Origin of the sequence: Providencia sp. CIM-Carb-044 (assembly GCF_033901115.1) — a bacterium.
Taxonomy (GTDB): domain Bacteria; phylum Pseudomonadota; class Gammaproteobacteria; order Enterobacterales; family Enterobacteriaceae; genus Providencia; species Providencia hangzhouensis.
Genome location: NZ_JAXADV010000001.1, coordinates 428,480 through 440,702 on the forward strand (window position 1 = coordinate 428,480; position 12,223 = coordinate 440,702).

Genomic DNA, 12,223 nt, shown 5'->3' on the forward strand with positions numbered 1-12,223 from the left:
CACTTGTCGCCTAGCTGCCACTCGAATTATTTAGAGTATATACTCGTGATGCTTCAAGTTGCAGCGTTGTTGACTGCGCTCAGCTCGCCGAATCACATACTCATGTATGCTCATCGGTCTCTCTTCACTTGTCGCCTAGCTGCCACTCGAATTATTTAGAGTATATACTCGTGATGCTTCAAGTTGCAGCGTTGTTGACTGCACTCAGCTCGCCGAATCACATACTTATGTATGCTCATCGGCCTCTCTTCACTTGTTGCCTAGCTGCCACTCGAATTATTTAGAGTACAAGCGGGGGGCGCTTTATTTTAATGCCACTTGAACGCTGCCATTTTCTAGCGCTTCCCCATTTACAACTTGCCCATTTAACAATCGTACGCGGGTATTTTGGCCGGCAGTAGCATTATTTATTGCTCTTCCTTCGTATTTCACTGAAAAATTATCACCACTGGCGAATACAAATACGGTTTGCCCTGCTTTTATTGCCCAAGGCTGCCTTATCATTGATTTTGTGAATGTTTGACCTGCTGGAATATTACGTAGAGCTATTGCTCCGCGAAGTGCAATTTTGTCTGTACTTGCGCCTGCGGGGAGTTTATGCAATAAGCCTTTTTTGGTTCCGATATCAACAAATTGTATGGGTTCCCCTCTATTTATATTGCGTGTTGCCACGTAATACTGGCCTGTCACATTCACTGTTAGCTGAATAAATTGCTTTTTTTTACCACATTGCACAGGAAGGGACACATTCCCCATATTACGCCCGCCAATAGGTGGGTTGATTTGTGGCTTCTCGCAAATAGGCCAACGTTCAATTGGGGTTTTGATTTCGATTGAAACGTGGGTTTTCTTGCCATGAATTTGGCGAAAATAATGGTTAATATCTTGGGGTAATGACGCTTGAGAAAGCGCTGGAGTAAGACCTAACAAACTGATTACCATATATAAAGGCAATTTTTTAGTGTAATACATCCCGTTTTATCCCCCCAGTAAGCAAACTTTTTCATAATTGCAGTTTACGCAGCTGCGTAATAATGAATGAGCCAAATAGGTCAATTATTTTGCCTTTATCCCGCCATTAGATTTTTTAGTAGGCCGCTAAGATATGCGGGTCGAATTTTAATTTTTACTCGCGAACGTTCAAATTCAGGGATCGCGTTATCTCCATTGAGGACCACTATGATTGATAAATTAAACGCCACGTTTGCTTTCCAGCAACAGGCTTTGTCAATACGCGAAGCAAGGCAGACTGTATTAGCTTCAAACATTGCTAATGCCGACACACCCGGCTACCAAGCACGTGATATTGACTTTAATCGTCAACTTCAACAAGCCATGGATAAAGGTGTGGTAGGGGGAAAAGGTGTGACTCTTGCTGTCACTTCGAAAGGGCATATTGAAGGCCGAGGGGGCAAAGCGCCAAATATTGACCTGAAATATCGTGTTCCTTACCAAACCTCAATGGATGGTAATACGGTAGATATGGACATTGAACGCAGCCAATTTGCAGATAACACCCTGAAATATCAGGCCGACCTTACATTTATCAATAGCCGCGTCAAAAGTATGTTGGCTGTCTTACAGCAAGGGTAATTGCCATGGCTTTACTAAGTATTTTTGATATCTCCGCATCGGCATTGACCGCGCAATCTCAACGTTTGAATGTCAGTGCGAGCAATATGGCCAACGCAGAAAGTATCGTGGGGCCAGATGGCCAACCATATCGCGCAAAACAAGTTGTTTTTCAAATGGCACCACAAGGGCGTCACGAAGTGGGAGGCGTGCGTGTGAGTGAGCTGATAGAAGACCCTACGCCACCCCGTATGGAATATAAGCCCGGTCACCCGTCAGCGAATGAAAAAGGCTATGTGCAAATGCCAAATGTCGACATGGTTGGTGAAATGATCAATACCATTTCAGCCTCTCGTAGCTATCAAGCTAACTTAGAAGTGATGAATACAGCAAAAACATTGCTGCAAAAGACACTGACTATAGGCCAGTAAGGGAGCATTTTCATGGGAGTTGCAGCCACAATGTACGACTCTTTGGATAATACGACAGCTGGCCCTCAGCCAGCTGCGAGTAATGTGCCAAAGAAAAGTCAAAGTGACGATATGCGTGACACTTTTTTAAAAATGATTGTCACACAAATGCAAAACCAAGACCCAACAAAACCAATGGAAAATACGGATTTAACCAGCCAATTGGCGCAAATAGCGACACTTGAAAGTATGAATAAACTCAGCGACAGCGTGAGTGGTATTTCCCAACAAATTGGTTCAGGTCAGTCATTGCAAGCCACTCAGTTGGTAGGTAAAGGTGTGCTTATTCCGCGCAATGAAATCATCTTAGCGCCGCTCAAAAAAGCGAGCTCAGGTGAAGACAGCAATGTGATTAAGCCATCAAACCCGCTTCCAGACGAAGGCATCAGCCCAAATAGCCCTTCAATGTTTGGATTAAGTAACAAAGATGCCATTGAAGGTGAAGAGGGCACTGAAGAGCCGCAATCTGAATATATTTCCTCGCCGTTTGGCTTCTTTTTGCCGAAATTGGCGGACAACGTTGAAATTACCATTCGCGATAAAAACCGAATGGTTGTGCGAACCATTACCTATGAAACGGAAGTTAAACCCGATATCTATGATATGGCATGGGATGGCCGTGATAACAACGGGAACTTAGTCACCGATACAACAGGAAAATATTACTTTGATGTGAAAGCTGTTAGTTCAGGAGCTGAAATCGAAGTGACCAAACTGGGGTATACCCGTGTTAACGGTGTGACTCCTGGAGCTGACGCACCATTACTTGATGTTGGCATTGGGCAAAGCGTCCCGCTGAGCAGCATTTTCAAAGTTTATCCATCTTCTTAATTTACCCCCAATACTCATGGAGAAAATATGTCTTTTTCACAAGCAGTCAGTGGCTTAAATGCAGCCTCAGCGGGGCTTGATTCAATTGGTAATAATATTGCCAACTCCGCAACAAATGGTTTTAAAGGGGCGACGACCTCATTTGCAGATATGTTTGCAGGTTCAGGTGTTGGCCTAGGCGTTAATGTGGCCGCAGTGACACAAAATTTTAAAGATGGTCCAATCACGCGTACGGATAGAGCGACAGACGTTGCCATCTCCGGAAATGGCTTTTTCCGTGTACAAGACCAAAACGGTGATACTTATTACAGCCGAGATGGTCAATTCTTACGCGATAAAAGCGGTAATTTAGTCAATAACCAAGGGATGGTAGTCACAGGTTACCCTGCGAGTGTTGATGAAAAAGGCAATGTTACCATCCAAAGTGGTGGTGTACCTGAAGGCTTGAATATCCCAACGGATATGATGGATGCAAAAGCGTCGGAATTAGCGAAATTAACTATTAATCTGAACTCAGAAGATAAAATCAAAGATAAACCATTCGATGTTAATAACCCCGATGATTCAGCAACCTACAATTTCAGTACGACCATGACGGCGTATGATAGCCAAGGTAACACGCATGAAATCTCCGTGTACTTTGTAAAAAGCGCGGATAATGAATGGAAAGTGTATGCCAAAGATGCGAACGACAAGGTTGCAACGCAATTAATCAATACTGAGGATGTAGACGATACCGTTGTTGTTCATAATAAATTAATTTTTGATGGTAATGGCCGTTTGTCAGCCCCTACAGATGCCACTTTTGATTTTAATTATAAAGGGTTAAATGGCGCAAATGATGGTGTTCTTAGAGTTGATCTAAACAAAACTCGTCAACAAAAAGTCAGCGAGTCTTCCGTTAGTGCGATTGATGTGAATGGCTATCCTGCCGGTGAATACACCACCTTTAAAATCGAAGATAACGGTTTAATTACTGCTAACTATTCCAACCAACAAAAACGTGTGGTTGGTCAAGTGGCATTATCTGCTTTCGCAAATCCAAATGGTCTGGTATCCCAAGGTGGCAACGTTTGGGCCTCTTCTAATGCGTCAGGTAACCCGATGGACGGCGTTCCGGGTGTCGGTCAGTTCGGTAAATTAACCAGCGGTGCGTTGGAGTCTTCTAACGTGGATATGAGCCAAGAGTTAATTAGCATGATTGTGATGCAGCGTAATTACCAATCAAACGCGCAAACCATCAAGACACAAGATCAGATGTTACAGACGCTGGTTAACTTACGATAAAACAAGAGGGTGGCCATGGATCACGTCATTTATACCGCGATGGGAGGAGCGCGTCATGCGCTGGAAAACCAAGCGATTGTTTCAAATAACATTGCCAATGTGTCAACCGCAGGCTTTAAAGCGCAATTGTCCGCAATGCGTGCCGTGCCGATAAATGGTGACAGCGAGCAAACCAGAACGCTGGTGGTGGCATCTACTCCCGGCGCTGATATGAGCCAAGGGCCACTCAATTATACGGGTAAGCAAACCGATGTTGCGTTAAATGATAAGCATTTTTTGGCTGTTGAATTAGCGGATGGCACAGAAGCTTATACCCGTAACGGTAACATTCAAGTGTCTAGTGAAGGTGAGCTTGTTATTGGTGAGCGCCGCTTACAAGGTGATGGCGGGCCGATTAACGTTCCGCCAAATGCGGAGTTAACTATTGGCGCTGACGGTACCGTTACTGCGCTTTTGGCGACTGACCCCCCGACTATGTTAGGGCAAATTGGGCGCTTGAAAGTGGTTGAAGCACAGCCGCAAGACTTGATCCGTGGCGAAGACGGTTTGTTTCATTTATCACCACAAGGACAAGCGACAAATGGCAATGTTTTGCCACAAAGTGAACGAGGCATTGTCACTGCGGGGGTGATTGAAGGTAGTAATGTCAATGCCGCCGAAGCCATGGTTTCGATGATTGCCAATGCAAGGCACTTTGAAATGCAAATGAAAGTTGTTCGCAGTGCTGATGAAAATGCACAACGCGCCAATCAACTGCTCGCGGTTAGCTAAATACAGTAAGGAATTATTATGATCCGCTCATTATGGATTGCTAAAACAGGGCTTGATGCTCAACAAACTAACCTTGATGTTATTTCTAATAACTTAGCCAACGTTAGTACCAATGGTTTCAAGCGCCAACGCGCTGTTTTTGAAGATTTAATGTACCAAAATATTCGCCAGCCGGGCGCAATGAGTTCAGAACAAACTTCATTACCATCCGGCTTACAAATGGGAACGGGTTCGCGCCCTGTTGCCACCATGCGTATTCATGCGCAAGGCGCATTAAATAAAACAGGAAATACCAACGATATCGCTATCCGAGGCCAAGGTTTTTTACATGTGCAAATGCCTGATGGTACGGATGCTTACACCCGTGATGGCGCATTGCAGCCAAACCAAGATGGCCAGTTAGTGACCTCAAGTGGTTACCAAATCGTTCCTGCGATTATGATCCCCGATAACGCGAATAGCTTGTCGATTGCGCGCGATGGCACCGTGACGATTACCGTCTATGGCGATAACCAACCACAGCAAATTGGCCAAATTACATTAACCACCTTCATTAATGATGCTGGTTTGGAAAGTATGGGTGAAAACCTGTATATGGAAACCGCAAGTTCCGGCGCACCAAATGAGAGCGCACCGGGGACCAATGGCGCCGGTTTACTTTATCAAAACATGTTAGAAACCTCTAACGTCAATGTGGCAGAGGAGTTGGTCAACATGATCCAAACTCAGCGTGCTTATGAAATCAACAGTAAGGCGGTATCCGCTTCTGACCAAATGTTACAGCGCTTAACGCAATTGTAATTGGTAAAAAATACGTAAAAATAACTCATTGCGATAGTGATGAGTTATCAATGAGAGGGACCTCTTCGTGATGATAAAACGTACACAGCAGCAAAAGAGTAACATGATGATTGAAAGCGGCACGATTTCTCAACAGCAAAAAGCAGCGTTACTAACGCGTTTCATAGCGCCTAAACAGGCAGGGTTACTTGCCATTTTGGTCTTAGTTACCAGCGGTTGTGCACAAATCAAATCGCGTCCATTAGTGGACACACAAACCACGGCAATCCCAACAGCGCCGACAGCACCAGCACCCAATGGCTCGATATTTCAAAGCGCTCAACCTGCTTATTATGGCTATCAGCCATTATTTGAAGACCGGCGCCCTCGTAATGTTGGTGATATTTTAACCATTAACTTGCAAGAAAACGTGAGTGCGAGCAAAAACTCCTCAGCGAATGCCAACCGTAGTGGGAAAACAGGTTTCTTAGCTGCGATATTACCGGGTTTCATGCAAGGGTGGATTGGCGGTAAAAACACAGAATTAGATATTAAAGGTAACAGTGACTTTAGCGGCAAAGGCGGTGCCAATGCCAACAACACCTTTAAAGGCACCATCACTGTCACAGTCGACCAATTATTGGCGAACGGTAATTTACATGTGGTTGGTGAGAAACGCATCGCGATAAACCAAGGTACTGAGTCGATTCGTTTCTCTGGGGTGGTTAACCCGCGCACTATCGGTTCAGACAATCATGTGAGTTCGACACAAGTCGCTGATGCACGCATTGAATATGTGGGTGACGGCTATATTAACGAATCGCAAAACATGGGATGGCTACAACGCTTTTTCTTAAATGTTTCGCCTTATTAATTAAACATTAGCGAGAAAACAGCCGAGATAATTCAATGAAAAACAAAGTATTAATTTTGCTATCACTATTTTTTTGCTTCACTTATTCAGCATACAGTGAGCGTATTAAAGATTTAACCACCGTTCAAGGTGTGCGAGATAACGCCTTGATTGGCTATGGTTTAGTTGTGGGCCTAGATGGGACAGGTGACCAAACCATGCAAACTCCATTTACCACTCAAAGTTTGAATAACATGCTGTCGCAAATGGGGATTACGGTGCCGCCGGGTACCAATATGCAATTAAAAAATGTGGCGGCGGTCATGGTCACCGCGAAATTGCCGCCTTTTGCGCGTACTGGGCAGTCCGTGGATATTGTGGTTTCCTCAATGGGTAACGCGAAAAGCTTACGTGGCGGTACGTTGTTGATGACTCCCTTAAAAGGGGTTGATGGACAAATCTATGCGATGGCTCAAGGTAACATCTTAGTGGGTGGTGCGGGAGCCAGTGGCGGCGGCAGTAGTATTAAGGTTAATCAACTCAATGGCGGCCGTATTACCGGTGGAGCAACTATTGAACGCGAATTACCGAGCAGTTTCGGGCAAAACGGGGCAATTAACCTGCAATTAAACGAAGATAGCTTCACATTGGCACAAGATATTGCGGATGCAATTAACCGTATGGGCGGTATGGGGACGGCGTCTGCGTTAGATTCTCGGACAGTGCAATTACTGGTTCCTGCCAATAATCGCGACCAAGTGCGCTTTTTAGCACGGGTACAGGAGCTTAATGTACGTGCGCCAGTGGCTGAAGCGAAAGTGATCCTCAATTCACGCACCGGTTCTGTGGTGATTAACCGCAGTGTAACACTAGACAGCTGTGCTGTTGCACATGGCAGTTTAGCGGTCACAGTCGAAAGACAAACTCAAGTGAGCCAACCGGACACCCCATTTGCAGGTGGGCAAACCGTAGTCACTCGTAATACGAATGTTGGGGTACGTGATCAGGGTGGGGCACTCCAAAAAGTCAACGCAAGTGTGCAATTAAACCAAGTTATTCAAGCCCTAAATACACTCGGTGCAACGCCAAACGACTTGATGTCGATACTGCAAGCGATGGAAAGTGCGGGTTGTTTACGTGCAAAACTGGAGATCATCTAATGAGTGACATGCAGCTATTGCAAGGTGCCGCATTTGATTTACAGTCACTGGGACAGTTAAAAGGTGAACTGAATAAGAATTCGGAGCAAGGGCTGCGCCATGTCACGCAGCAACTTGAGGCAACATTTGTTCAATTGATGTTAAAAAGTATGCGTGACGCACTCCCACAAGATGGCTTATTTTCCAGCGACCAAACACGCATGCTCACCAGTATGTATGACCAGCAAATCGCCCAGGACCTGTCGCAAAAAGGTTTAGGTTTCGGGGAAATGATGTACCAGCAGCTTACACGAGACCAACACACGTCAAGTGGGCCCACATCCAATAGCCTGTTGCCGTTAGATGAAAAAACAGTGCAATCATTACCGCCATTTAATATGGAACAAATGATGCGCCATTTTGCACCAATGGGCGATGCATTATCGGCACCATTCCAAAAAATCAAAGCGTTATCGCTTAATAGCAGTAATTTTATTAGCCGTTTAATTGAACCTGCAAAAGCGGCAAGCCAAAACAGTGGTATTTCTCATTTTCTGCTATTGGCACAAGCGGCATTAGAAAGTGGTTGGGGCCAGCGAGAAATTCTGAAATCAGATGGAAAAACCAGCCATAACCTGTTTGGTATAAAAGCGGGAAAAAACTGGCAAGGGCCCGTCACTAATATTATGACAACAGAAGTGATCAACGGAAAAACCATCAAAATGCGGGATGATTTTCGCGTTTATGGCTCTTATGAAGAGGCGATTGCCGATTATATCAATTTATTGACGGAAAACCCGCGTTACAAAGACGTCAAAAAAGCGCCGACACCAGAGATTGCTGCGCGCCGTTTACATCAAGCCGGGTATGCCACAGACCCAGGCTATTCGGACAAACTAATCACCTTGATTAACCAGATACGCGGTCATCAACCCGCGGCGAATACCTCTGCATCAAGGGCTGTTCAGGCATATACCATAGACTTAAACGATATTTTCTAAAAATCCGGAATTATTGCGCGTTTGGACTAAATAATTACGCTGAATTTCCGATAACCAAATATGCACTAAATAATTTGCGTTGCTATCGCTCTCATTGTGTCAGCCAATGATGGCGATAAGCATCCAGAACAGGAAAAGCTTATGCTGAACAATGTAATGAATAATGCGCTCAGTGGTGTGAACGCTGCACAAGGCGGGTTAAGTGTTATTTCTAACAACTTAGCTAACGCAGGTGTGGGTTACTATCATCGCCAAAGTGCTGTTTTCGGGGAGAATCCCGGTACGATGACACCTAATGGCTATTTTGGTAACGGCACTTATTTCAGCCATGTTCGCCGTGAGTTTGATGAATTTATCAATGCGCAGTACAGCCAATCCCGCGCACGTAGCGGTGACTATGAGGCATACGTTAAGAACTGCAATAAAGTTGATGATTTGCTTACTAATGATATTGAAGATATTTCAAGTAATATCGGTAGCTTCTTCACCGCGTTAGACGCTGCCTCCAGCGATGCAAGTGACAAAACCTTGATTGACGTTTTCTTAGGAAACTCAAATGCATTATTAGGCCAGTTTAAAGAAGCGGATCGTCGTTTGCAGGAAATGGAACGGGATATTAATCACCAGATAGAAAATAAAGTGAAAGATATCAATATTTACGCTGAAAAAATTGCGGGTTTAAACCAACAAATTTCTCGGATCCGTTCTGTGAGTGGTTCTGAGCCTAACGACTTATTAGATGTGCGTGACCGTCTAGTCAATGAAGTTAACTCATTAGTTGGTGTCAAAGTTATCGAACAGAACGGTAACTATAACGTGACGTTTGCCAATGGCTTACCGTTAGTCACGGGTGAAAAAGCGAATCGCTTAGAAGCCGTCCCTTCTTCTAAAGATGATAGCCGTTTTAGCATTGGCTTTGTGGGCGCGAATGGCCAAGCACGGGAAATTCCTGATGAGTCATTCCGTGGTGGGGAACTCAGCGGTATCTTGCGTTCTCGTCAAGAAGTTATGGACCCGGCTTATCAAAAACTCAATAAATTAGCATTGGTTTTTGCGACCAAATTCAATGAAGTGCACAGCAAGGGGTACGATGCCAACGGCAACACCGGTAAAGACTTCTTTGAAATTGGTAAAGGCTCTGTTGTTAGCAACACTCATAATAGTGGTAAAGCGGACTTTGATCTCAGTTATAGCGATGTGTCTAAAGTCACAGGTAATAACTACGAAATGCGCTTTGACGGCAATGAATGGAATGTCACACGTTTGCCAGAAGGTATTAATGTTCCTGTGGATTCAAATACGGCAGGTACACTGAAGTTTGATGGTTTAGAGATCAAAATCAGCAACAGTACTGGTATGTCAAAAGGTGACTCATTCTTGGTAAAACCAGTAAGTGGTGTAATCAACGGTATGCAGACCTTGGTCAGCAATGCATCCGATTTTGCGGCGGCTGGAAGTAAAGACAGTGGCCCAGGTGATAATGAAAACATTAAACAACTGGTTAAACTGCAAGACGAAAAACTGATTGATGGTAGTTCTACGTTCTCTGATTTCTATGCGACGTTAGTTAATGATGTGGGCAGTAAAACTAAACAAGCGCAAATTGATTCTGAAACACAGAACAAAATGACCGAGAGCTTCTATGAGCAAGAGCAAGCTATCTCGGGCGTGAATATGAATGAAGAAAGTATTCAGATGCAGAAAATCCAACAGTTTTTCAATGCCAATGCACAAGTATTAAAAACGGTGGACGATTTATTTAACGCATTAATGCGTGCATTCTAAATATTAGCGATAGGATAAGGATTTAGCGATGCGTTTAAGTACCAACATGATTTATCACCAACGTTTACAAGACATGAACAGTGCTCAAGCGCGTTGGATGGATGCAGGAAGTCAATTAGCTTCTGGTAAGCGTGTAAGCAAGCCTTCTGATGACCCGCAAGCGTCTTCGCAAGCGGTGCGGATTAACCAGTCAGAAAACCGTAACCAACAATATGTAGCAAGCCGTGGATTTGCGAAAACGGGAATGACATTGCAGATGAGTATTTTGACTCAGATGACAGATGTGACGACGCAAATTGATACCACCATTATTCAGGCATCAAACCAAGGTGCTTTAAGCGATAAAGACCGTAATACTTTGGCTGAGCAACTCACGGGTTTGAAAGAACAATTAGTAGCGTTAGGTAATTCGACTGATGGGAATGGTCGATATATTTTCGCAGGTTTTAAATCAGATAAACCGCCATTTGAAATTGATGCTAACGGTGATGTGTTGTATCACGGTGGCGATAAAGCGATTATGCAGAATGTGGCGAGTGACCGTGAGATGACGACTTATTTCACTGGCGCACAAGTGTTTGAAACCGATAGCAATAATGTGGTCAATATTTTTAAAGCGCTGAACACCGGTATCGAATCACTGAAAAAGCCATTGCAAGGCGCACCACAAGCAGATTTAGACCAAGCGCAAGCTGAGTTAGGTGAAGCGAACCGAGCCATCAAGTCCGCATTAGATCAAATTTCTAATATTGAAGCTAAGCAAGGTTTACAATTACAAGAAATTGATAAATTAGATTTTTTAGCTGATACGCGCTCGATTCAAAATGCGGCCCGCAAAAGTGAGTTGTTAGAAACTAACTGGACTGGCACCACCACAGATTATTATAAAGAAAAAGCGATGTTTGAAGCCTCACAAAGTATTTTTAAAGACTTAAACAGCATGTCACTTTTCGGCAGCCGTTAATTATTTAATACTCTTTTTACTCACCGCGCTTTGGAGCCATTCAAGCGCGGTTTTTTGTTTGGGGTTTTTAGTCACCACAAAAAGGGGATTTGAGTTTATTATTGTGTCTTTTTTATATTGCATAAATTTGCTTTTGTTTTACCCTTATTTGACCTTTTATTTTTGCTCTTTAAAAATCCGCTGATTTAACAATTAGTTATAGGATTCACTAAAAACAAAGGTATTTTTTGTATTTTAAAGCTAGTCAGTTGTTTTTATTTGTTTTAATCTATTTTTGTTATAGTTCACTGCCGTATAGGCAGCTTAGAAATGACGATGTCGTTATCATTATTATACTGTTGAGTTCACTGCCGTATAGGCAGCTTAGAAACATCAAACTTCGAACTTGACGCACCAATGACAGTTCACTGCCGTATAGGCAGCTTAGAAAATGTTCATCATGCAATCACGAATGTGCATTAAGTTCACTGCCGTATAGGCAGCTTAGAAAGTCACCAAGACCAATTAATGAACCATTGCCATGTTCACTGCCGTATAGGCAGCTTAGAAATTTACTATTGCCCTTTTTCTCTTTTCCAGTATGTTCACTGCCGTATAGGCAGCTTAGAAAAACGGATAGAATCGATGTTGATATTCATCCAAGTTCACTGCCGTATAGGCAGCTTAGAAACTTATCTTGACCCCATTGGAGTACTCACGGTGGTTCACTGCCGTATAGGCAGCTTAGAAACAGGCGCTAGATACAATGGTGGTCCAGTAAGTGTTCACTG

General features: G+C 43.8%; 12 protein-coding genes and 1 CRISPR repeat array (1 of these 13 only partly in view). Of the genes, 11 read left to right on the plus strand and 1 reads right to left on the minus strand.

All coding sequences use genetic code 11. The features are described from left to right. Nucleotides 1-303: 303 nt before the first annotated feature. On the minus strand, nucleotides 304-942 hold the full coding sequence (gene flgA / locus SJ312_RS01920) for a flagellar basal body P-ring formation chaperone FlgA (RefSeq protein WP_136135233.1): 639 nt from the start codon (nucleotides 940-942) through the stop codon (nucleotides 304-306). A 237-nt stretch (nucleotides 943-1,179) separates the two neighbouring features. On the opposite strand from flgA, the gene flgB reads away from it, so the two are divergent. The 11 genes from flgB to flgL all read left to right on the plus strand — a co-directional run bounded on the left by flgB (nucleotide 1,180) and on the right by flgL (nucleotide 11,453). Further along, nucleotides 1,180-1,593, plus strand: coding sequence for a flagellar basal body rod protein FlgB (gene flgB, locus SJ312_RS01925; protein WP_004255669.1), 414 nt, complete (start codon nucleotides 1,180-1,182; stop codon nucleotides 1,591-1,593). Nucleotides 1,594-1,598: 5 nt separating this feature from the next. Continuing rightward, entirely contained in the window at nucleotides 1,599-2,003 is a 405-nt protein-coding gene (gene flgC, locus SJ312_RS01930) for a flagellar basal body rod protein FlgC (RefSeq protein WP_096864712.1), read from the plus strand. A gap of 12 nt (nucleotides 2,004-2,015) precedes the next feature. Then, nucleotides 2,016-2,873, plus strand: coding sequence for a flagellar hook assembly protein FlgD (locus SJ312_RS01935; protein WP_110591518.1), 858 nt, complete (start codon nucleotides 2,016-2,018; stop codon nucleotides 2,871-2,873). Nucleotides 2,874-2,900: 27 nt separating this feature from the next. Continuing rightward, nucleotides 2,901-4,160, plus strand: coding sequence for a flagellar hook protein FlgE (flgE, locus tag SJ312_RS01940; RefSeq protein ID WP_195698502.1), 1,260 nt, complete (start codon nucleotides 2,901-2,903; stop codon nucleotides 4,158-4,160). A 15-nt stretch (nucleotides 4,161-4,175) separates the two neighbouring features. Further along, a complete protein-coding gene (locus tag SJ312_RS01945) occupies nucleotides 4,176-4,931 on the plus strand; it encodes a flagellar basal body rod protein FlgF (RefSeq protein ID WP_319866818.1) in 756 nt (251 codons plus the stop codon). An 18-nt stretch (nucleotides 4,932-4,949) separates the two neighbouring features. Continuing rightward, complete coding sequence (gene flgG, locus SJ312_RS01950; protein ID WP_004255657.1) at nucleotides 4,950-5,732, plus strand: flagellar basal-body rod protein FlgG; 783 nt, start codon at nucleotides 4,950-4,952, stop codon at nucleotides 5,730-5,732. A gap of 70 nt (nucleotides 5,733-5,802) precedes the next feature. Continuing rightward, nucleotides 5,803-6,585 (plus strand): flagellar basal body L-ring protein FlgH, encoded by a 783-nt coding sequence (locus tag SJ312_RS01955; RefSeq protein WP_004255652.1) that lies wholly within the window; start codon nucleotides 5,803-5,805, stop codon nucleotides 6,583-6,585. Nucleotides 6,586-6,620: 35 nt separating this feature from the next. Beyond that, nucleotides 6,621-7,724, plus strand: coding sequence for a flagellar basal body P-ring protein FlgI (locus SJ312_RS01960; protein ID WP_004255651.1), 1,104 nt, complete (start codon nucleotides 6,621-6,623; stop codon nucleotides 7,722-7,724). Further along, a complete protein-coding gene (gene flgJ / locus SJ312_RS01965) occupies nucleotides 7,724-8,704 on the plus strand; it encodes a flagellar assembly peptidoglycan hydrolase FlgJ (RefSeq protein WP_110591521.1) in 981 nt (326 codons plus the stop codon). The genes SJ312_RS01960 and flgJ overlap by 1 nt, the downstream gene beginning before the upstream one ends. Nucleotides 8,705-8,845: 141 nt before the next feature. Then, on the plus strand, nucleotides 8,846-10,489 hold the full coding sequence (gene flgK / locus SJ312_RS01970) for a flagellar hook-associated protein FlgK (protein ID WP_094961176.1): 1,644 nt from the start codon (nucleotides 8,846-8,848) through the stop codon (nucleotides 10,487-10,489). A 28-nt stretch (nucleotides 10,490-10,517) separates the two neighbouring features. Then, on the plus strand, nucleotides 10,518-11,453 hold the full coding sequence (flgL, locus tag SJ312_RS01975) for a flagellar hook-associated protein FlgL (protein WP_036957851.1): 936 nt from the start codon (nucleotides 10,518-10,520) through the stop codon (nucleotides 11,451-11,453). A 282-nt stretch (nucleotides 11,454-11,735) separates the two neighbouring features. Further along, a CRISPR array of direct repeats spans nucleotides 11,736-12,223; the repeat unit is 28 nt; unit sequence GTTCACTGCCGTATAGGCAGCTTAGAAA; it runs 981 nt beyond the window's last position.